This window comes from Pseudomonas sp. SDI (assembly GCF_003105155.1).
GTDB lineage: Bacteria > Pseudomonadota > Gammaproteobacteria > Pseudomonadales > Pseudomonadaceae > Aquipseudomonas.
The window spans coordinates 15,771-35,943 of record NZ_QETK01000022.1; the positions used below are offsets into that span (position 1 = coordinate 15,771).

17 protein-coding genes are annotated in these 20,173 nt (G+C 63.9%); 5 read left to right on the top strand and 12 right to left on the bottom strand.

Features of this window, described 5'->3' with window-relative positions:
* Nucleotides 1-158 precede the first annotated feature (158 nt).
* On the top strand, nt 159-905 hold the full coding sequence (locus DCO48_RS15420) for an SDR family oxidoreductase (protein ID WP_116551478.1): 747 nt from the start codon (nt 159-161) through the stop codon (nt 903-905).
* Between the two features lie 92 nt (nt 906-997).
* Here the strand turns inward: DCO48_RS15420 and mapR are convergent, their stop codons facing one another.
* From mapR to DCO48_RS15450, 6 genes are all read right to left on the bottom strand, one after another.
* Nucleotides 998-2,407, bottom strand: a complete 1,410-nt coding sequence (gene mapR, locus DCO48_RS15425; protein ID WP_116551479.1) for a GntR family transcriptional regulator MpaR — start codon at nt 2,405-2,407, stop codon at nt 998-1,000.
* Nucleotides 2,408-2,448: 41 nt separating this feature from the next.
* A complete protein-coding gene (gene ccoG, locus DCO48_RS15430) occupies nt 2,449-3,861 on the bottom strand; it encodes a cytochrome c oxidase accessory protein CcoG (protein ID WP_116551480.1) in 1,413 nt (470 codons plus the stop codon).
* 121 nt (nt 3,862-3,982) lie between these two features.
* Nucleotides 3,983-4,189, bottom strand: coding sequence for a DUF3203 family protein (locus tag DCO48_RS15435; RefSeq protein ID WP_116551481.1), 207 nt, complete (start codon nt 4,187-4,189; stop codon nt 3,983-3,985).
* A 625-nt stretch (nt 4,190-4,814) separates the two neighbouring features.
* Entirely contained in the window at nt 4,815-5,714 is a 900-nt protein-coding gene (locus tag DCO48_RS15440) for a hydroxymethylglutaryl-CoA lyase (RefSeq protein ID WP_116551482.1), read from the bottom strand.
* A 20-nt stretch (nt 5,715-5,734) separates the two neighbouring features.
* Entirely contained in the window at nt 5,735-6,136 is a 402-nt protein-coding gene (locus DCO48_RS15445) for a MerR family DNA-binding transcriptional regulator (protein ID WP_116551483.1), read from the bottom strand.
* A gap of 76 nt (nt 6,137-6,212) precedes the next feature.
* Nucleotides 6,213-7,136, bottom strand: a complete 924-nt coding sequence (locus DCO48_RS15450; RefSeq protein ID WP_116551484.1) for a LysR family transcriptional regulator — start codon at nt 7,134-7,136, stop codon at nt 6,213-6,215.
* A gap of 138 nt (nt 7,137-7,274) precedes the next feature.
* Between DCO48_RS15450 and DCO48_RS15455 the strand changes: the two genes are divergently transcribed.
* Nucleotides 7,275-8,504, top strand: coding sequence for an acyl-CoA dehydrogenase (locus DCO48_RS15455; protein WP_116551485.1), 1,230 nt, complete (start codon nt 7,275-7,277; stop codon nt 8,502-8,504).
* A 9-nt stretch (nt 8,505-8,513) separates the two neighbouring features.
* Here DCO48_RS15455 and DCO48_RS15460 read toward each other — a convergent pair whose 3' ends face one another.
* The 3 genes from DCO48_RS15460 to xthA all read right to left on the bottom strand — a co-directional run bounded on the left by DCO48_RS15460 (nt 8,514) and on the right by xthA (nt 11,960).
* A complete protein-coding gene (locus tag DCO48_RS15460; RefSeq protein ID WP_116551486.1) occupies nt 8,514-9,548 on the bottom strand; it encodes a TerC family protein in 1,035 nt (344 codons plus the stop codon).
* A 156-nt stretch (nt 9,549-9,704) separates the two neighbouring features.
* Nucleotides 9,705-11,018, bottom strand: coding sequence for a substrate-binding domain-containing protein (locus DCO48_RS15465; RefSeq protein WP_116551487.1), 1,314 nt, complete (start codon nt 11,016-11,018; stop codon nt 9,705-9,707).
* 129 nt (nt 11,019-11,147) lie between these two features.
* Nucleotides 11,148-11,960 (bottom strand): exodeoxyribonuclease III, encoded by an 813-nt coding sequence (gene xthA, locus DCO48_RS15470; protein ID WP_116551488.1) that lies wholly within the window; start codon nt 11,958-11,960, stop codon nt 11,148-11,150.
* A 159-nt stretch (nt 11,961-12,119) separates the two neighbouring features.
* On the opposite strand from xthA, the gene DCO48_RS15475 reads away from it, so the two are divergent.
* From DCO48_RS15475 to DCO48_RS15485, 3 genes are all read left to right on the top strand, one after another.
* Nucleotides 12,120-12,770: an N-acetyltransferase gene (locus DCO48_RS15475; RefSeq protein ID WP_116551489.1), complete on the top strand. Its 651-nt coding sequence runs from the start codon at nt 12,120-12,122 to the stop codon at nt 12,768-12,770.
* 65 nt (nt 12,771-12,835) lie between these two features.
* Nucleotides 12,836-14,575, top strand: coding sequence for an autotransporter assembly complex family protein (locus tag DCO48_RS15480; RefSeq protein ID WP_116551490.1), 1,740 nt, complete (start codon nt 12,836-12,838; stop codon nt 14,573-14,575).
* Entirely contained in the window at nt 14,572-18,246 is a 3,675-nt protein-coding gene (locus tag DCO48_RS15485) for a translocation/assembly module TamB domain-containing protein (protein WP_116551491.1), read from the top strand. The genes DCO48_RS15480 and DCO48_RS15485 overlap by 4 nt, the downstream gene beginning before the upstream one ends.
* Nucleotides 18,247-18,261: 15 nt before the next feature.
* Here DCO48_RS15485 and DCO48_RS15490 read toward each other — a convergent pair whose 3' ends face one another.
* The 3 genes from DCO48_RS15490 to DCO48_RS15500 all read right to left on the bottom strand — a co-directional run bounded on the left by DCO48_RS15490 (nt 18,262) and on the right by DCO48_RS15500 (nt 20,047).
* Nucleotides 18,262-18,828, bottom strand: a complete 567-nt coding sequence (locus DCO48_RS15490) for a DUF2589 domain-containing protein (RefSeq protein WP_116551547.1) — start codon at nt 18,826-18,828, stop codon at nt 18,262-18,264.
* A 111-nt stretch (nt 18,829-18,939) separates the two neighbouring features.
* The gene (locus DCO48_RS15495) at nt 18,940-19,587 is read right to left on the bottom strand and encodes a DUF2589 domain-containing protein (RefSeq protein ID WP_116551492.1); all 648 of its coding nucleotides are present in this window, start codon (nt 19,585-19,587) and stop codon (nt 18,940-18,942) included.
* Nucleotides 19,588-19,666: 79 nt separating this feature from the next.
* On the bottom strand, nt 19,667-20,047 hold the full coding sequence (locus DCO48_RS15500) for a Mor transcription activator family protein (RefSeq protein ID WP_116551493.1): 381 nt from the start codon (nt 20,045-20,047) through the stop codon (nt 19,667-19,669).
* Nucleotides 20,048-20,173 lie beyond the last annotated feature (126 nt).

Below are 20,173 nucleotides of genomic sequence, written 5' to 3' on the forward strand. Positions count from 1 at the left end.
AGACGGTAACCACGGTGGGCTGTCGGGAAGCTGAGGGGCGGATTACAGCTTTGTCAGCTGGGCGGCTGGCAGGGCCTGGGCTAACCTGTGGGCGCTGGCAAGGCCGGCGCCCACAGGTTAGCCTTGGCACCGTCAGCCAGTGGGGGCAAGGAGTATCCATGGATAACGTGATCATCATTAGCGGTGCCAGCCGCGGTATCGGCGCCGCTACCGCGCTGTTGGCCGCGCAGGCCGGCTACCGCATCTGCATCAACTACCACGCCGACGACGAGGCCGCCCAGCGCGTGCTGGCCCAGGTCCGTGAACGGGGCGCCGAGGCCATCACCGTGCGCGCCGACGTGAGCGTCGAAGACGAAGTCATCCAGTTGTTCCACCGTGTCGACCAGGAGCTGGGCCGGGTCACCGCGTTGGTGAACAATGCCGGCACCATCGGCCAGAAGAGCCGGGTGGAAGACATGTCTGAATTCCGCCTGCTCAAATTGATGAAGACCAACGTGGTCGGGCCGATTCTCTGCGCCAAGCACGCACTGCAACGCATGTCGACCCGGCATGGCGGCGCCGGTGGCAGCATCGTCAATGTATCGTCGGTGGCGGCGCGGTTGGGCGCGCCGAACGAATATGTGGATTACGCCGCATCGAAGGGCGCGCTGGACACCTTCACCCTCGGCCTGGCCAGGGAAGTGGCGGCCGAGGGGGTGCGGGTCAATGCGGTGCGGCCGGGGTACATCTTCACCGATTTCCATGCCCTGAGCGGCGACCCGGAGCGGGTCAGCAAGCTTGCGCCGAGCATCCCCATGGGGCGCGGCGGGCAGGCCCATGAGGTGGCCGAGGCGATCATGTGGTTGCTGTCGGACAAGGCGTCGTATTCGACGGGGAGTTTCATCGATTTGGGCGGCGGACGCTAACAGCATCGCGGCACGAGCCCGCGCCCACAAGGCCTATGCAATCCCCTGTGGGCGCGGCGATGCGCGCCCCGACTCGTCCCGCGATGCGGCCCTTAGAACGAGCGCACAATCCGCCCCAGCGTCTCCATCGCTTTCTCCGACTGCTCGGTCCACGGGCTGCCGTAATTGAGCCGGATGCAATTCCTGAAGCGCTGGGTCGGCGAGAAGATCGGCCCCGGCGCAATGCTGATGCCCTGGGCCAGGGCCATCTGGAACAGCTTCAGCGAGTCCATCTGCTCCGGCAACTCCAGCCAGAGGAAGTAGCCCCCCGATGGATGACTGACCCGCGTCTGCGGCGGGAAATGCCGGGCAATCGCTGCCAGCATCGCGCTCTGCTGCTCCTCCAGCGCATAGCGCAAGCGCCGCAAGTGGCGGTCGTAGCCACCATGCTGCAGGTAGTCGGCAATCGCCGCCTGCGCCGGCATCGACGCGCACAGCGAGGTCATCAGTTTCAACCGCTCGATCTTCTGTGCATAGCGTCCGGCGGCCACCCAGCCGATCCGGTAACCCGGTGCCAGGCTCTTGGAGAACGAGCCGCAATGCATCACCAGGCCCTCGGTATCGAAGGCCTTGGCCGGCTTGGGCGCCTGCTGCGCGTAATACAGCTCGGCGTAGACATCGTCCTCGATCAGCGGCACCTGATGTTGGCGCAGCAGCTCGACCAGGTTCTTTTTCTTTTCCTCCGGCATGCTGGCGCCCACCGGGTTCTGGAAATTGGTCATGCACCACACGGCCTTGACTGGGTGCTTCTCCAGGGTCTGTGCCAGCACCCCCAGGTCGATGCCTTCACGCGGGTGTACCGGGATCTCCACCGCCTTGAGCTTGAGCCGCTCAAGAATCTGCAGGCAGGCATAGAAGGCCGGCGCTTCGATTGCCACCAGGTCACCCGGCTCGGTCACCGCTTGCAGACACAGGTTCAGCGCCTCTAGCGCACCGTTGGTGATCAGCAGTTCCTCCATCGGCAACATCAGCCCGCCGACCATGTAGCGCAGGGCAATCTGCCGGCGCAGCTGCGGGTTGCCCGGCGACAGGTCGGTGACCACCATGCGCGGGTCCATCTCGCGGCTGGCACTGGCCAGCGAGCGGGCCAGACGCGGCAGCGGAAACAGGTTGGGGCTGGGGAAAGCCGAGCCGAAGGCCACGGTTTGCGGGTCCTTGATCGAGTCGAGAATCGAGAACACCAGTTCGCTGACATCGACTTCCGTCGACTCGCTGGCCTGCTCGATGATCTGCGGCTCGCTGAACTGGCGCGGCGCGTGGGTGTTGACGAAGTAGCCCGAACGCGGACGCGCGCGGATCAACCCGCGACGCTCCAGTAGGTAGTAGGCCTGGAACACCGTGGACGGGCTGACCCCGTGGGTCTGGCTCGCGTAGCGCACCGACGGTACCCGCTGGCCGGGGCCGAGCACCCCGGAGCGGATCAGTTCGGCAATGTCGTCGGCAAATTTCTCGTAGCGTTTCATCATGGCTCTGGGACGGTCTGCGTGCGGCGGAGTTTAGAGGATCAGCGGTTCAATGGCGCGACAAACCTGCTGCGGGCGATGGTGCGTACCCCAGGCTCGTCGGTATCGACCAGCTCGAAGCTCAGGTCCTGCGAGCTGCTGTGCGGGCGGTCGGCAAGCATGGCCACCGACACCGGCAACTCGCTCATCTCCCCGGCAGCCAGGCTGAAGTCGGTCTTGCCGTGCAGCTCGAAGCCGTTGGCATCGACCAGGCCGAGTGTGTAGTGCTGGCGCTGCTGGGTCTTGTTGATGACCTTGAGGGTGTAGATGTTCTCGATCTGCCCCTGAGCGTTCTCGCGGAACAGGCCCCGGTCCTTGATCACGTCCATCGACACCATCGGCCGTTGCTGCAGGGCGATCACCAGGGCGCCGATCATCACCACCAGGACGGTGACGTAACCGAGCAGTCGCGGCCGCATCCAGTGGGTGGTGCCGCCTTGCAGGGTGTGTTCGGACTTGTAGCCGATCAGCCCGCTGGCGTAGCCCATCTTGTCCATGATCGAATCGCAGGCGTCGATGCACGCGGCGCAGCCGATGCACTCCATCTGCAGGCCGTCGCGAATGTCGATGCCGGTCGGGCAGACCTGCACGCACATGTGGCAGTCGATGCAATCGCCCAGGCCGCTGGCTTTCGGGTCGGCGCCTTTCTTGCGTGGTCCGCGCGATTCGCCGCGGCGTGGGTCGTAGGCGACGGTGAGGGTGTCCTTGTCGAACATCACGCTCTGGAACCGGGCGTACGGGCACATGTGCATGCACACTGCTTCGCGCAGCCAGCCGGCGTTGATGTAGGTAGCGCCAGTGAAGAACAGAATCCAGAACAGGCTGACCCCACCCAGTTGCAGGGTGAACAGTTCCTGCGCCAGTGGCCGGATCGGGGTGAAGTAGCCGACGAAGGTCAGCCCGGTCAGCACGCTGATACCCAACCACAGGGTGTGTTTGGCCGAACGGCGGGCCAGTTTGTTCAGGTTCCACGGCGCGGCGTCGAGCTTGATCCGCTGGTTGCGGTCACCCTCGGTGACCTTTTCGCACCACATGAAGATCCAGGTCCAGGAGCTTTGCGGGCAGGTATAGCCGCACCAGATACGTCCGGCGAACACGGTGATCGCGAACAGGCCGAAAGCGCAGATGATCAGTAGCGCCGACAGCAGGATGAAGTCCTGCGGCCAGTAGGTGGCGCCGAAGATGTGGAACTTGCTGTCGGCCAGGTCCCAGAGCACGGCCTGGCGGCCGCCCCAGTTCAACCAGACAGTGCCGAAGAACAGGAGAAAAAGAAAACCTGCGCCGGCCAGGCGCAGGTTGCGGAACACGCCGGTGAAACTGCGGGTGTGGATCTGTCTGTCGCTGCTGGCGGCCTTCTTCTTGGCGGGGGAAGGCTCGGCAATTTCAACGATCTGGACGGGGATACGTTCGCTCATGGTTCGTCGCTCATCAGGCCTCGATCAGGCCCGAGCACTATGGCGGCGCATCTGTATGCATAACAGGCTCAGATATTTCTATAAAAACCGTATCAGATTTTCCGGGAAATGCCTGGGGGCCTTAGATTATCGAGCCTGGCTCGCTTGCCTTCAGGTGCCTGCGACCATCCACCGCACCGGCCACAGTGAGGGCATCGGCTTCTGCCTCGGTGATGGGGAGGCGCTGCCCGTCGAGTTCGGCGATGGACATGCGCAAGGCTTCGTCGGTGACCACGCGCAGGTTCTTCGCATCGCCCGCGATGCGCAGTCGTCTTGGATCAGCGTGCATTCGCGGAGACGCTTGAAGGCGATAGCGAGGTGGAGCAGGGTGGGGCGCACAAGCGCGAGGGAAATACGCAGGACAGGAAGCACTGAGGGGAGCCTAAGCTCCCCTCGAAGTGATGTTGCGTGCTCTTTTTATTATTGGAGGGCGGCAAATTGTTGTTTTTGTCAGCCGTGCCTCTGTGTCGCGGGCGATCCCCATCCGGGATCAAGAGCAAACGTATTTTTTTGAGCGCTGATCGACTTCCATCATTACTGATCCAACCGTGACGGGCGCTACCTGAAGGTAGTTTTATTGTTCTCTGTCCGGTCGCGTGGGGCACGCCCCACCGAAAAGCCATCCTCTCCAAAAAAATCTGTTAGCTTCGCCTCTGCCGTGTTGTTCTTGTTATGTCAGAGCCGTTACGTCTTATTTTTATTGGGTGTGCCGCATTTTTTATTGTTGTTGTACCAAAGATATAGCAGACGCCGTGCCAACTTTTTAAAACTCAATAAAATCAATGGTTTGGCGGGAATCGAGAAATTGTCTTACAAGAAAATTCGCTGATTTGTTTCCGTGTTACCCGCAAATTTCCTGAAAACTGTGGGGGCGGTAACACTCGTTTACAGCTTGAACGGTTACCGCCGCCCTTTCACTGGGCGTTGCGTGCCTGGGCTACCCGCGAGCCGCTGGTGCGGCCAAGCACGGCGCTGATCCGCTGGCCGGCGGCAATCAGCTGCTCCAGGTCGATGCCGGTGTCGATGCCCAGCCCTTGCAGCATGTACAGCACATCTTCACTGGCGACGTTACCGCTGGCGCCCTTGGCATACGGGCAGCCGCCCAGGCCGGCCACCGAGCTGTCGAACACGCTGATCCCTTCGAGCAGGCTGGCATACACGTTGGCCAGGGCCTGGCCGTAGGTGTCGTGGAAATGCCCGGCCAGGTGCGCCCGTGGTACCTGCGCGGCCACCACCTCGAACAGCCGGCGGGTGGCACCGGGGGTACCGGTGCCAATGGTGTCGCCCAATGAGACTTCGTAGCAGCCCATGTCGTACAGCTCGCGGGCAACCGGCGCAACCTGTTCGGCGCTGACGGCACCTTCGTACGGGCAGCCGAGCACGCATGAGACGTAACCGCGCACGCGTACGCCATGACGACGGGCGGCCTCCATGATCGGCACGAACCGTTGCAGGCTGTCGCTGATCGAGCAATTGATGTTGCGTTGGGAGAACGCTTCGGAGGCGGCGGCGAATACCGCGACTTCCTTCACTCCGGCGGCCAAGGCGTCTTCGAAGCCGCGCAGGTTGGGGGCGAGGGCGGCATAGGTGATGCCGGGCTGCTGGCGGATGTTGGCGAACACGTCGGCCGAGCCGGCCATCTGCGGCACCCACTTGGGCGAGACGAAGCTGCCGACTTCTATATAGGACAGACCGGCGGCGCTGAGGTCGTCGACCAGGCGTACCTTGTCGGCAACGCTGATCGGTTGGGCTTCGTTCTGCAGGCCGTCGCGGGGGCCGACTTCGACCAGGCGAACGTGAGTGGGCAATGACATGGCTGGATTCCTGTGGCGGCTCAGTTGTTCTGATTGTTCTGATTGTTCAGCGTGGTCAGGGCCTGGAGGCAGCGCTCTTCGGCGGTGTCCAGTTCCAGTTTCATCTGTTCGATGTCGAGCAACTGCTGTTCCAGCTGGGCGCGGCGCTCGGCGATCTTGGCGAGCATGCTGGTGAGCTGTTTGTTGTTACCGCTGGTAGGGTCGTAGAGCTCGATCAGCTCGCGGCATTCGGCCAGGGAGAAGCCGATGCGTTTGCCACGCAGGATGAGCTTCAGGCTGACCTTGTCGCGGGCCGAATAGATGCGTTCAAGGCCACGGCGCTCGGGAGCCAGCAGGCCCTGTTCCTCATAGAAACGGATAGCGCGGGTGGTGATGTCCAGCTCGCGGGACAGGTCGGAGATGCTGTAGGTCTGGCTGCTCATTGCGCGAGGCTCGGGATTGACGGTGAGGGTAACGTAATGGCAGGTTGACGTTTACGTCAAGCGGTTGCTTGGGAACTCACCCAAGCGCCTCACGCTGGTCCTGCGCCACCACCGCCTGGCTCAACTCGATCATCTGCTCACGCATCCAGCGGTTCGCCGGATCCTGATCGGTACTCTCATGCCAGTACAGATGCGTCTCCAGCGCCGGCACCTCCACCGGCAAACTCACATAGTTAAGCTGATGCCGCCGGGCAAACCGCTCCGGCACCGTCATCACCATGTCGGTTTGCTGCAGCACCTGCGAGGCCATCAGATAATGTTGCGAGCGCAGGGCAATCTTGCGCTGCACGCCCATCTTGCCCAACGCCAGGTCCACATAGCCCAGGCCATTGCGGCGGCTGGAAATATGGATATGGGTCATCCCCAGGTAATCATCCAGGCTGATCCGCGCCTTGGCCATCGGGTGCCCCTGACGCAGTGCACACACGTACTGATCCTGCATCAGCTTCACGTGCCGCACCTGCGGGTCGGTATTCAGTGGTGCATCCACGGCAAAGTCCAGCCGCCCGGCCGCCAGCTCCTTGGTGGTTTCGCGCCGTTTGCAGAGGAAGCTCTCGATCACCACCGCCGGCGCCAGGCGCCGTAAACGCTGGAACAGCGGCGGCAGAATCACCGCTTCGGTCAGGTCGGTCATGCTGATACGAAAGGTCTTGTTGGCCTGCAACGGATTGAAAATCCGGCTTTCCTGCACCGACACCCGCAGCAACGACAGCGCATTGCGCACCGGGCCGATGATGTTCTGTGCCATGGGCGTGGGCACCATGCCCTGCGCAGTGCGCACGAACAGCGGATCGTTGAAGGTCTCGCGCAAGCGTGCCAGGGCATTGGACACCGCCGGCTGGGTAATCCCGACAATCTGTCCGGCACGGGTCAGGTTGGCTTCGGTGTAGATGGCATCGAAGACGATGAACAGATTCAGGTCGACCTTGCTCAGGTTCATGGGCGCCGCTCTTGTTGGTGTTATTCGCCGATCATATATCGGTTATGAATGTTAATACACGCCGAGAATAGGTTAGGTGGATTTTGCCCGGTGATCTAGCATCAGTTTCAGATCCCTTTCCCGTAGAAGGTACTGCCCATGGATTTTGCCTATTCACCCAAGGTCCAGGCGTTGCGCGAACGTGTTACCGCGTTCATGGACGCCTATGTCTATCCCGCCGAAGCGGTGTTCGATCGCCAGGTCGCCGAAGGCGATCGCTGGCAGCCGACCGCCATCATGGAAGAGCTGAAAAACCAGGCCAAGGCCGAAGGGCTGTGGAACCTGTTCCTCCCCGAATCCGAACTCGGCGCCGGGCTGACCAACCTGGAATATGCGCCACTGGCAGAAATCATGGGCCGCTCGCTGCTCGGCCCGGAGCCGTTCAACTGCTCCGCACCGGACACCGGTAATATGGAAGTGCTGGTGCGCTACGGCAGCGAAGCCCAGAAACGCCAATGGCTCGAACCGCTGCTGCGTGGCGAGATTCGCTCGGCCTTCGCCATGACCGAGCCGGACGTCGCCTCGTCCGACGCCACCAACATGGCCGCACGGGCAATGCGCGACGGCGACGAGTGGGTGATCAACGGCCGTAAATGGTGGACCTCCGGGGCCTGCGACCCGCGCTGCAAGGTGATGATCTTCATGGGCCTGAGCAACCCCGACGGCCCGCGTCACCAGCAGCACTCGATGATCCTCGTACCCACCGACGCCCCTGGCGTGAAGATCGTCCGGCCGCTGCCGGTGTTCGGCTACGACGACGCCCCGCACGGGCATGCCGAAGTGCTCTTCGAAAACGTCCGCGTGCCGTACGAGAACGTGCTGCTCGGCGAAGGCCGCGGCTTCGAGATTGCCCAGGGGCGCCTGGGCCCTGGGCGGATTCACCACTGCATGCGCTCGATCGGCATGGCCGAACGGGCCCTGGAACTGATGTGCAAACGCTCGGTAGAGCGCACTGCGTTCGGCAAGCCGCTGGCACGCCTGGGCGGCAATATCGACAAGATCGCCGACTCGCGGATGGAAATCGACATGGCTCGCCTGCTGACCCTGAAAGCCGCGTACATGATGGACACCGTTGGCAACAAGGTGGCGCGCAGCGAGATCGCGCAGATCAAGGTGGTGGCGCCTAACGTTGCGCTGCGGGTGATCGACCGGGCCATCCAGATTCACGGCGGCGCCGGCGTGTCGGGCGATTTCCCGTTGGCTTATATGTACGCCATGCAGCGTACGTTGCGTCTGGCCGACGGCCCGGACGAAGTGCACCGGGCCGCCATCGGCAAGTACGAAGTCGGCAAGTACGTGCCCAAGGAGCTGCTGCGCAGCAGCCATTGACTCAGGCGGCTACAGGGCCCGCTTCGGCGGGCCTTTTTCTGCCTCGGTTTGGTCGCCGGCAGGTGCGCTGGGGCGGTCGCGGGTCTTGAGCAGCGACAGCAGCACACCGCCGGCCAGCAGGCCGAAGGTTACGCTCAGCGACAGCAGTGGCGGGATCTTGCCGATGATGCCGTGCAGGAAAATCTTGCCGCCAATGAAGATCAGCACAAGCGCCAGTGCGTACTTGAGGTAGACGAAACGGTGCATCAGCGCCGCCAGGGCGAAGTACAGCGCACGCAGGCCGAGAATCGCGAAGATGTTCGAGGTGTAGACGATGAACGGGTCCTGGGTGATGGCGAAGATTGCCGGTACGCTGTCGACGGCAAATACCAGGTCGGCCAGCTCGATCAGCACCAGCGCCAGGAACAGCGGTGTGGCGTAGCGGATCGCCTTGTTCTGCCCTGGCGGGGTGAGGTGGACGAAGAACCGCGCGCCGTGCAGTTCGTTGGTGACGCGCAGGTGCCGGCGGACAAATTTCAGTACCGGGTTCTGTGCCAGGTCCGGGTGCGCCTCCTGGCGGCTGAAGAGCATCTTGATCCCGGTGAACAGCAGGAACGCGCCGAACACGTAGAGCATCCACGCGAACTCATGCACCAACGCGCTGCCCACGCCGATCATGATCGCCCGCAGCAGCACCACCCCGAGGATGCCCCAGAACAGCACCCGGTGCTGGTAGCGGCGGGGGATGGCGAAGAAACCGAAAATCATCGCCATGACGAACACGTTGTCCATCGACAGCGACTGCTCCACTAGCAGGCCGGTGTAGAACTCCAGTGCACTCTGCGCGCCGAGTTCGTACCAGACCCAGCCGCCGAACATCAGCCCGACGCTGAAATAGCCCGCGTACAGCAGCAGGCTTTCGCGCATTTCGATTTCGCGATGCTCGCGGTGCAGCACACCGAGGTCGAAGACCAGCAGGGCGATGACGATGGTGATGAAAACCAGCCAGAGCCAGGAGGGGGTGCCGAGGAAGTCGTTGCTGAAAAATACCGATAGAGCTGCCATGAGCCCCTCCTTCGTTGTCGTAGTTGTTTGCACAACTGTGACTCCGACATGGCGGCTTGGCAGCCGTCAGAGGGGCCCGGCGTCACGTTCTAAAGGCTAGCGCGGAACCGGTCAGGCAGCCCTGGCATGCTGTTACAAACTTTTGCAAAGGCTTGATCAGTAGACCCAGACTTCCACCCGGCGGTTGCGGATGCGGCCCTGTTCGTCGTTGTTGGCGGCCACCGGCAGTTGCTCGCCGAGGCCGATCACTTCGCGCAGGGCGACGCCATTTTTCGCCAGCTCGCGGCGTACCGCCATGGCACGCAGGCGTGACAGCAGGTCGGCGCGTTCGGCGTCGTCCTTGGCGTCGCCAAAGCCCACCAGCACTACCTTGCGCTGCAGCTTGTCGTGCTGGCGCAGGTACTCGACCACCCGCTGCACATCGCGCAGGGCCTTGTTGTCGAGGCTGGCGTTGCCGGCCTGGAAACGGAAGTTCACCGACAGCCGTTGCGCCGCTGCAGCCAGCCGGCGGTATCGCGCTGGCTGGTGTTCCTGCGCCGGCACGCTGAGCGGGGTCACCTGCTGGCCGATGAAGCCGCTGCGGGCGACGATAGCCTGGCCTTTGGCTTGCTGGGTGAACTCGAGCAGGGCGCGGGCCAGCGGGTTGTGCTGGCCGGCGGGTAGATAGAAGTACAGGCGGCGGGCCAGCGGGTAGTCCTCGCTGGCGATCAGCCCTGGGGTTGGCAGCATGGCCTGCGAGTGACCGTCGGCGATGGCCAGCACTTTGCTCGCGTGGCTGGTGGCCAGGCTGCTGAAACCGATGGCCTGGCGGTCGCGGCTGACGGCGTCGGCCAGGGCATCGGCCGCTTCGAAGCGCTGGGCGGTGCCGGCCAGTTGCTGCCGATGCGGGTCGAGCACCAGCGTCTTGAAGGTTTCGAAAGTGCCGGAGCGGTCATCGCGGGCGTACAGGTGAATCGGGCCGCTGCCGACGCCGAGCTCGTCCCAGTTGCGGATTTCGCCGGCGAAAATCTGTGCCAGTTGGACGGTGTCCAGTTGTGGCAGTGGGTTGTCGGGATGGACGATCACCGCCACGCCATCGAGGGCGATGACGTGTTCGGCGTCGGCCCGGGTCAGGTCGCCGAAGGCGCGCAGGGCCTGGGCTTCGCTGTCCTTGATCGGGCGCGAGGCGGCGGCCATTTCCGCCTCGCCGCTTTTCAGGGCGCTGAAACCGGTGCTGGTGCCATGGGCGGCGATGGCCACGCGGCTGTAATGGCCCTGGGCATCGCGCCCCTGAACCAGCACTTCGTTGGCAATGGCGGTCGGCAGGGTTTCGATGGCCTGCAGGCCCTGGCTGGCGAACAGGCCTTCGACCAGTGCCGGGGCCAGCGCCGCGCCGATGGTGTTGGAGCCTTGCAGGCGCAGGGCCAGGTCGTCGGCGTCGACGGGTAGGGCGAACAGGGCAAGGAGCAGGGCGGTGACGGGGCGCAACATGCCGGTGGGCACTCGTTGGGTAGAGATCGTGCCCGGAGATTAAGTCGGTTTGGTGACGGGGTTATGACAAAGGACTTGTGGCGACCCGACTCGTCCCGCGATGGGGCTGCAAAGCAGCCCCAAGTGGCCTTAGCTCAGTTCCAGCCAGATCGGCGCGTGATCCGACGGCTTTTCCATCCCGCGCAGCTCATAGTCGACCCCGGCGGCCTTGACCCGCGGCAACAGCGCATGCGAGGTCAGGATCAGGTCGATCCGCAGCCCGCGCTTGGGCTGGTCCTCGAAGCCACGGCTGCGGTAGTCGAACCAGCTGAACTGATCGACCACTTCCGGGTGCAGGTAACGGAAACTGTCGGTCAGGCCCCAGTTCTTCAGGCGGGCCATCCACTCGCGCTCTTCGGGCAGGAAGCTGCACTTGCCGGTTTTCAGCCAGCGCTTGGCGTTGTCCGGGCCAATGCCGATGTCGCAATCCTCCGGGGAAATGTTCACGTCGCCCATCACCACCAGCGGCTGGTCGTTCTTGAACTCGCTTTCCAGCAGCGTTTGCAGGTCTTCGTAGAAGCGCTGCTTGGCCGGGAACTTGGTCGGGTGATCGCGGCTTTCACCCTGTGGGAAGTAGCCGTTCATGATGGTGATCGGCGTACCGTTTTCATCGGCAAAGGTGCCCCAGATGAAGCGCCGCTGGGCGTCTTCCTCGTCGCTGCTGAAGCCCTTGACCAGGCTCAGCGGCGGCTGACGCGACAGCAGTGCGACACCGTAGTGGCCCTTCTGCCCGTGGTAATGCACGTGGTAACCCAGGGCTTGCACCTCAGCCAGCGGGAACTGCTCGTCGGACACCTTGGTTTCCTGCAGGCCGATCACATCTGGCTGGTGTTTTTCGATCAACGCCGCCAGTTGATGAGGCCGGGCGCGCAGGCCGTTGATGTTGAACGAGACGATCTTCATGGAAGCGCTATCCTGGTAAAACCCAGGATGCTAGCCGACATCGCCAGCGCAGGCCAGCATGGCGACCGGGCAGATCGACTGCTAACGTGCTCTACGAGGTGAACGTTGCCGTCGCGCGCACCTCAAAGGCAATGACTGCCCTTCAGGAGAACCGCGACCATGCCCGAATCGCCTGTTGCCCCGGCCGAAGTCCGGCTGCTCGACAGCGGCTATAGCCGCGAAGCTCGCTCCTTGCTGTACCACGCCTACCGCCACGAACCGACGTTTGGCTACCTGTTCGAGGCCGAACGCGCCGGTTACGAGCAGCGGGTGCGTGCCATGGTGCGCGAGTGGGTGCACCAGCATTTCTATCAGCAACTGCCGGCGCTCGGCCTGCTGGTCGACGACCGCCTGATCGGCATCGCCCTGATCGCGCCACCGCTGCGCCGGCTGGGCGTTAGCGAAAGCTGGGCCTGGCGCATGCGCATGCTGTTGAGCACCGGTTTGCGCTGCACCCGGCGTTACCTCGACTACCAGGCGGCGCTGATGGCCTGCCTGCCGGGCGAGCAGGTGCATGTGCTGTCGTTGCTCGGCATTCACCCGCAGTTTCAGGGGCAGCACTATGGCGAGCAGTTGCTCGAAGCACTGCATGACTGGTGCGCCGACGACCCGAATTCGGAAGGCGTGGTGCTCGATACCGGTAACGACCATTACCTGGCGTTCTACTCGCGCCAGGGCTACCGCGAGATTGGCGAGATCGCGGTCGGGCCGATTCGCGAGCGCGTGTTTTTCCACCCCAACCCGCAGCGCTTGCACCAGGTGCAGGCCTGAATGCGCGACCGCCAGCGGCGCGCCAGGCTCCAAGCGGCCGCCAAGCTCTGGTAGCATTCGCGCCTATGACGTATTCAGGACGATTCACCTGCGGTTTGATTGTGCTAGTGGCCAGTTGCGCAGTACACGCGCAAAGCGAGCTGGTGGTACGGGTCAAACCCGCCAACAACGCACTCAAGGCCAACATCGAAGGCTACATCGGGAGCCTCGGCAACCGCGACGAAGAGGCGCTGTTGCGCTTCAGTCGCAGCGCCGAGGAGCAGGCCCGCAAAGCCGCCCAGGCCTTGGGCTACTACCAGGCACAGATCGACAGCGAAGTACTGCCACCGGCCAAGGCCGAGCAGGGCCCACGCCTGCGCCTGCTGGTTGACCCCGGCGAGCCGGTGCACCTGCGCGATGTAACCGTGCGTATCGAAGGCCCGGCCAGCGAGCTCAAGCCGTTCCGCATTCCCGACAGCGCCGCCCTGCGCAGCGGTGCGGTGCTCAACCATGGCAGCTACGAGGATGCCAAGCGGCTGATCCAGAACCAGGCCTCGCGCTACGGCTTTTTCAACGGTCGCTTCCTGCGCCAGCGCCTGGCGGTCGACCCGGCGGCCGGGGTGGCCGATATCGAGCTGGTCTATGACAGCGGCCCACGCTTCTACCTGGGCAAGGTGAGTTTCGACGGCGATACGCCGTTCGATGAAAGCCTGCTGCAGCGCATGGTGCCGTTCAAGGAAGGCAGCCCCTACGACTCCGAACTGATCGCCGAACTGAACAATGCGCTGCAATCAAGCGGCTACTTCGACGGCGTGCGGGTCGACGCCGCACCCACCGCGGCGGTGGCGCAGAAGATTCCCGTCGCGGTTCAACTGAAAACCCGCAAGCCGCGGACCATGGGCCTGGGGATCGGCTTTTCGACCGACGTCGGCCCGCGCGGCAAGGCCAACTGGACCCGCCACTGGGTCAACCCCGAAGGCCACAGCTACGGTATCGAGACCGAGCTGTCGGTGCCACGGCAGAACGTCGGCCTGTGGTATGACGTGCCACTGGATCCGCCACTCACCGACAAACTGCGTTTTGCCGGCGGCTACCAGAACGAGGAAATTTCCGGCACCGACACCGTGAGTAAACTGCTCACCCTCGGCCCGGAATGGCACAGCAAGTTGCCCAGCGGCTGGCAGCGGGTGATCTCGCTGAAATGGCAGCACGAGGAATACAAGCTGGGCGACGACTCCGGCCTGAGTACCTTGCTGATGCCCGGTATCAGCTATTCCTACCTGCGCAGCGACAACCGCATCGATCCACACAATGGCTATCGCCTGCAATTCGACGCTCAGGTGGCCAAGGAAGGGTTGCTCTCGGACACCAACCTGCTACATGGCAACGTGCTGCTCAAGGGCCTGACCACCCTTGGCCAGAACCATCGGTTCCTCGGCCGCGTGCAGTTCGGTGGCAGTGCCACCAACGGCTACACATCGGTGCCGCCGTCGCTGCGCTTCTTCGCCGGTGGCGACCAGAGCGTGCGCGGTTACGACTATCAGAGCCTGTCGCCGAAAAACAGCGACGGCGACCGCATCGGCGGCCGCTACCTGGTGGCCGGCAGCGCCGAGTACCAGTATTCGATTGCCGAAAAATGGCGCCTGGCGACCTTCGTCGACCAGGGCAATGCGTTCAATACCTTCGAGTTGCCCAGCCTGAAAACCGGTGTCGGTGTGGGGGTGCGCTGGGTATCGCCGGTGGGCCCGATCCGACTCGACCTGGCCAAGGCGCTGGACGATGACGGCGGTATTCGTTTGCACTTCTCCATGGGGCCAGAGCTGTGAGTCGCGTGTTCAAAAGGATTGGTCTCGGCCTGCTGGCGTTTGTGCTGTTACTGGTCGCAGGCCTGGCCCTGCTGCTCGGCAGCGAAGCCGGCAGCCGCTGGGCGCTCGGCCAGGTGCCGGGCTTGCAGTTGGACAACTTTCAGGGTCGCCTCGCGGGGCAGTGGCAGGCCGAGCGGCTGCTCTGGGAGCAGGGCGGCGACCGGGTCGAAGTACTCAGCCCGGTGTTCGCCTGGTCGCCGGCGTGCCTGCTGCGCATGACCTTGTGCATCGACCGGCTCAAGGCCGCCGACATCAACCTGAACTTCCCCCCCGGCGAGCCGGAGGCCGACAGCGGGCCGCTGACACTGCCGGAGCTGAAACTGCCGCTGGCCATCGAACTGGGTGACGTGCAGATCGGGGCGTTGACGCTCGATGGCAGCGAACAGCTGAGCCGCCTGACCCTGGCCGCACACTGGACAGTCGCCGGTCTGCAGATCGACCGCCTCGACCTGCAGCGTGACGACCTCAGCCTGACCCTGCAGGGCCTGTTGCAGCCCGTCGGCGATTGGCCGTTGCAGGCCAACGGTCAACTCAAGCTGCCGGCGGTGGACGGCCAGGACTGGCAACTGGCGTTGGACGTGAGCGGCGCGTTGCAGCAGTCGCTGATACTCAAGGCCGACAGCCGCGGCTACCTGAACGGGCAGCTCAGCGGCACCCTGCAGGCCTTGGCCGAACACCTGCCGGCCCAGCTGAAAATCACCGCCGACGGTTTCAAACCGGTCGCCAGCCTGCCGGACACCCTACAGCTCAACCAACTGACCCTGACCGCCATCGGCGACCTCAAGGGCGGTTATCGCCTGCTCGGTGCGGCCAGCCTGCCGGCGGAGCAAGGCCCGATCGGCCTGACCCTGAATGGTCGGGTCGACGCCAAGGGCGCCGAGCTGGCGGCGCTGGACCTGAGTGCGGGCGCCGAGCAACGCTTGAAGCTGAGCGCCAAGGCCGACTGGCAGACAGGCCTCAGTGCCGACGCGAACATCGACTGGCTGGACTTCCCCTGGCAGCGCCTCTACCCGCTGGAACAGGCGCCACAAGTGAGCCTGCGGCGCTTCATCGCCCAGGTGAAGTACCGCGACGGCAACTATGAAGGCGATTTCAACGGCGACCTCGACGGCCCGGCAGGTGCGTTCAAGCTCGGCAGCCCATTCCAGGGCGACCTCGGTCAGGTCAGCTTGCCGCAGTTGGTGCTGGACGCCGGGCAAGGCAAGGCGGCTGGCAGCGTGGCAGTGAAGTTTGCCGACGGCCTGGCCTGGGATGCCGCACTGGAGCTGTCGGCGCTGAACCCGGCGTACTGGCTCGCCGAGCTGCCCGGCACCCTCGCCGGCCCGCTACGCAGCAAAGGCGAGCTGAAAAACGAACAACTGCGCCTGGACGCCGACCTCGACCTCAAAGGGCGCCTGCGCGGTCAGCCGGCGCTGTTGCAGGTCAAGGCTCAGGGGGCAGGGGAGCACTGGACCCTCGGCACCTTGCAGGTACGTCTGGGCGACAACCAGATCGGCGGCAGCGGCAGCCTGCAACAGCGGCTGGCCGGGCAGATCGACCTCAATCTGCCGCGTCTCGGCCAGCTCTGGCCGCAATTGCAGGGGCAGGTCAAAGGTCGCCTGGAGGTCGCCGGCACGCTCAAGGCGCCGCAAGGCAACCTGAACCTGCAAGGGCAGAACCTGGCCCAGGCCGACAATCGCCTGCAACGGCTGAACCTGGATGCCAAGCTCGACAGCGCCCAACGCGCGCTGATCAGCGTGCAGGCGGGCAGCATTCGTCTCGGTGAAAGCACTCTTGGCACGCTCGATGTCAAAGGCCAGGGCGACATCCGCAAGCAACAGCTGGAATTGGCCCTGGCCGGGCCGCAGCTCAAGCTTGACCTGGGTCTCGACGGTCAGCTCGACAAGGGCAACTGGCGCGGTCGCCTGGCCTCCGGCGAGATTCAGGCCGGCGGCCAGGACTGGCGCCTGCAGGCGCCCGCCAAGCTGCAACGCCTGGCCAGCGGGCAGATCGACTTCGGCGCGCATTGCTGGCGCTCTGGCCAGGCCAGCCTGTGCGGTGAAGACCAGCGCCTGGCGCCGGAACCACGCCTGCGCTACCACCTCAAGCAGTTCCCGCTGCAGAGCTTGGCGCAATGGTTGCCGAAAGACTTCGCCTGGCAGGGCTTGCTCAATGCCGACATCAACCTCGACCTGCCGGCCAGCGGGCCGAAAGGCAGCGTTGCGGTGGATGCCAGCGGCGGCACCCTGCGCGTACGCGACAAGGGCCAGTGGCTGGACTTCCCTTACCAGGCCCTGCGCCTGGACAGCACTCTCGGTCCGCGCCGCGTCGATACCCGCCTGGAGTTTCGTGGTGGCAAGCTCGGCGAGCTGTTGCTTTCGAGCCGTATCGACCCACTGGCGAAGAACAAGCCGCTCACTGGCGATTTCAACCTCAACGGCCTCGACCTGAGCGTGGCCCGGCCGTTCGCCCCGATGGTCGAGCGGCTGGCCGGTCAACTGAATGGCAGCGGGCGGATTTCCGGTACGCTGCTGGCACCACAGGTGAATGGCAACCTGCTGCTTGCGCATGGCGAAGTGGCAGGTTCGGAGCTGCCGGTCAACCTCAAGGACCTGACCGTGCGCGCGCAAATTGCCGGCGAACAGCTGCAGCTCGACGGCGACTGGAACAGCGGCGAGGCCGGCACCGGCAAACTCGCCGGGCAGATCGGCTGGGGCCCGGCGCTGGCGGTGGACCTGCACCTGCAAGGCCAGCAGTTGCCGATCCATGTCGAACCGTACGCCGACCTGGAAATGGCCCCAGACCTGAAGATCAGCCTGCAAGGCGAACGCCTGGCGGTGACCGGCAAGGTGCTGGTGCCCAAGGGCAAGATCACTGTGCGCGAACTGCCGCCGTCGACCGTGAAGGTGTCCGACGACACGGTGATCGTTGGTCATCAGACCGAAGCGGGCAAGGCGCCGATGGCGGTAGCCATGGACATTGACGTCGAAGTCGGGCAGGACAAGCTGGCCTTCCGTGGCTTCGGCCTCACCGCCAACCTGCTCGGCCACGTGCACATTGGCGATAACCTCGATACCCGTGGTGAGCTGAGCCTGTCCGACGGTCGCTACCGCGCCTATGGCCAGCGCCTGACCATCCGCCGGGCGCGCCTGTTGTTCGCCGGGCCGATCGACCAGCCATACCTGGACATCGAAGCGATCCGCAAGACCGACGACGTGATTGCCGGGATCCGCCTGAGCGGCAGCGCCGAGCAGCCGACCACCCAGGTCTTCTCGGAACCGGCCATGAGCCAGGAGCAGGCGCTGTCCTACCTGGTTCTGGGGCGGCCGCTGGGAACGACCGGCGAAGACAACAACATGCTCGCCGAAGCCGCCCTCGGCCTGGGCCTGATGGGCACTGCCGGCGTCACCGGCAGCCTTGCTTCGAGCCTGGGCATCGAAGACTTCCAGCTCGATACCCAGGGCAGCGGCAACACCACCAGCGTGGTTGCCAGCGGCAACCTCACCGAACGGCTGAGCCTGCGTTACGGGGTTGGCGTGTTCGAACCGGCGAGCACCATTGCGCTGCGCTACATGCTCAGCAAAAAACTCTATGTGGAGGCGGCCAGTGGTATCGCCAGCTCGCTGGACCTGTTCTACAAACGGGACTTCTGAAGCCTGATCACGCGGTCAGTCCCGGCGCACGGTGGCCGCGTCGATGAACTCGTTGCTCGACGCTGATGGCGGCGTCGGCGCAGCTGTCGGCCGGACCTCGGGAAGGCGGTACGGGCTCATCAGGTTGGTGTATTCCTCAATCAGCCGGTTCATCGCTTCGGGTGGTTCGCAGGCCTGGAATTGCAGGCGGATCTGCACTTCGTCGGGGTCGCGCTGCTCGCCCTGGCGACGGTTGGCGCCGACCTTGACGAAGAAGCGCTCGTGACGCAGCTCGTCGCTGGCCAGGGCCTGGCGGAATGCGGCCTGTTCGGTGCCCTGGATTTTTACCGAGAGGTCCACCTGCATGCGCTCCAGGGCCAGGCCGCGGGGGGCGACCAAGGCAATCAGCGGGACCTTCATCGAGTGTCGTTCGTCCATCGCCACTTCAACCATTTTTGCCTTCATCGGCGCGCCGAGGTCGTGGTTGTCGCAGTCGAAAAACTGGTCGAACAGTTTGATGTACTGTTGTGCGATCAGGCTGGTGGTGGCCGCCGCCGCTTCCTGCAAGCCGCGGGTGATGTCGCACAGGTCGCTGGAAGTGATCGGCTCTTTGCTCGGGGGAAGCGGGTCCACTACGGGGCACTCCTGAGGGGTGGGGTGAACATGACCCTGTCCGGGTGGGCAGGGCCATCGCTGACGTCAGCGCGGCATGCCTCAGACCTCGGGTTGTAGTTCGGCGTCCGGCATCGGTAGCGTATTGTCGGTAGGCAGGCCTTCGAGGTTCTGCGCTTGGGCATCAACCATGACCACCGGTTTGGTGGCGGCCTCGGTGAGGAAGTCGATCACCCGCATCAACGCTTCCGGTGGGTCCTGGCGGCGCACTTTGGTATTGAAGGCATAGCGCGCGCGGGTGTCGGTCTTGCGGGTTTGTGCCGATTTACTGGCGACCTGGCCACGTACTTCGACCTTGAACGGCCCCCAACCCAGCGTGGCACCGAATTCCGTCGACTTCTCGCTGGAGCTGCTGCTTTCGGCCTGTTGACTGACGGTCAGTTCAAACTCGATGTTGCCTTCTTCGATGGCAATGTTCGGGTGGGTGATTGCCGCCAGCAGCGGTATCTGCATCTTTTTCGAGACGGTGCCCTTGTATACGCCCTGTTCGTCGGTAAGGGTCTCGTCATAGTCGAACTGAATGGCGACGGCCTTGCCGTTCTGGATGCACACCCCCATGAGGAAGTCGGCGTAGGATTTGCTGGCGCTGACCTGGGCCTGGATCATGGCCTGCAACGGCCCGGAGATCATGCGGTCCAGTGGCAGGGCGTTCATCACCGAGCCGATCAGCTCCTTGTCTATTTCTGACATATGCGGGTTCCTTCTCTAGGTAGATTGCGCTTCATGCGCAGATGGCAGACGGGGCCCGGCCGGGCCCCGTGGAGCAGGTTCAGCGCGTCAGCGCTTCCTGGCGGCGGATGTTGCCGATCTGGCGCAGGCTCAGGCCGTATTTGTCGGCGAGCACGCTGCGTGACTGACCGTTGGAGCTTTCCTGCTGGATCTGCTGGTTACGCAACTGGCGGGTAAAGTGGTCGGACTTGGGGATTTCCAGGGCCATGCCGGCGTAGCGCTTGATCAGGGCATCCAGGGCTTGGGGCGGGAGGATCTCGGCAAGGCTGGTACGCTCGCGGTGTTTCGGAATGTACTTGGGGCGGCCGCCGTAGATGCTGGTGAGGCGATAGGCGTGTTCCAGGCCGATACAGTCGATGAGCATTTGCAGCGACTGGGGGAGTTGCTCGATGTCGATTCGGTTCAGGTCGCAGAGTTCCATGATGACGTCCTTGTAACAAGTAAGAGCAAAGAGGATCACTGGTTCGAGCCGTGCGCGGCGCAGGCATTGCTGCCAGACGATGGGTCGAAACCGTCGCCCGACGGCCTGACCGGTGCGTGGCCTGAC

What these genes read in the sequence shown, in the direction of transcription:
- DCO48_RS15420 (WP_116551478.1), top strand. Translation starts at nt 159, where the DNA reads ATGGATAACGTGATCATCATTAGCGGTGCCAGCCGCGGTATCGGCGCC.
- mapR (WP_116551479.1), bottom strand. Translation starts at nt 2,407, where the DNA reads ATGAAACGCTACGAGAAATTTGCCGACGACATTGCCGAACTGATCCGC.
- ccoG (WP_116551480.1), bottom strand. Translation starts at nt 3,861, where the DNA reads ATGAGCGAACGTATCCCCGTCCAGATCGTTGAAATTGCCGAGCCTTCC.
- DCO48_RS15435 (WP_116551481.1), bottom strand. Translation starts at nt 4,189, where the DNA reads ATGCACGCTGATCCAAGACGACTGCGCATCGCGGGCGATGCGAAGAAC.
- DCO48_RS15440 (WP_116551482.1), bottom strand. Translation starts at nt 5,714, where the DNA reads ATGTCATTGCCCACTCACGTTCGCCTGGTCGAAGTCGGCCCCCGCGAC.
- DCO48_RS15445 (WP_116551483.1), bottom strand. Translation starts at nt 6,136, where the DNA reads ATGAGCAGCCAGACCTACAGCATCTCCGACCTGTCCCGCGAGCTGGAC.
- DCO48_RS15450 (WP_116551484.1), bottom strand. Translation starts at nt 7,136, where the DNA reads ATGAACCTGAGCAAGGTCGACCTGAATCTGTTCATCGTCTTCGATGCC.
- DCO48_RS15455 (WP_116551485.1), top strand. Translation starts at nt 7,275, where the DNA reads ATGGATTTTGCCTATTCACCCAAGGTCCAGGCGTTGCGCGAACGTGTT.
- DCO48_RS15460 (WP_116551486.1), bottom strand. Translation starts at nt 9,548, where the DNA reads ATGGCAGCTCTATCGGTATTTTTCAGCAACGACTTCCTCGGCACCCCC.
- DCO48_RS15465 (WP_116551487.1), bottom strand. Translation starts at nt 11,018, where the DNA reads ATGTTGCGCCCCGTCACCGCCCTGCTCCTTGCCCTGTTCGCCCTACCC.
- xthA (WP_116551488.1), bottom strand. Translation starts at nt 11,960, where the DNA reads ATGAAGATCGTCTCGTTCAACATCAACGGCCTGCGCGCCCGGCCTCAT.
- DCO48_RS15475 (WP_116551489.1), top strand. Translation starts at nt 12,120, where the DNA reads ATGCCCGAATCGCCTGTTGCCCCGGCCGAAGTCCGGCTGCTCGACAGC.
- DCO48_RS15480 (WP_116551490.1), top strand. Translation starts at nt 12,836, where the DNA reads ATGACGTATTCAGGACGATTCACCTGCGGTTTGATTGTGCTAGTGGCC.
- DCO48_RS15495 (WP_116551492.1), bottom strand. Translation starts at nt 19,587, where the DNA reads ATGTCAGAAATAGACAAGGAGCTGATCGGCTCGGTGATGAACGCCCTG.
- DCO48_RS15500 (WP_116551493.1), bottom strand. Translation starts at nt 20,047, where the DNA reads ATGGAACTCTGCGACCTGAACCGAATCGACATCGAGCAACTCCCCCAG.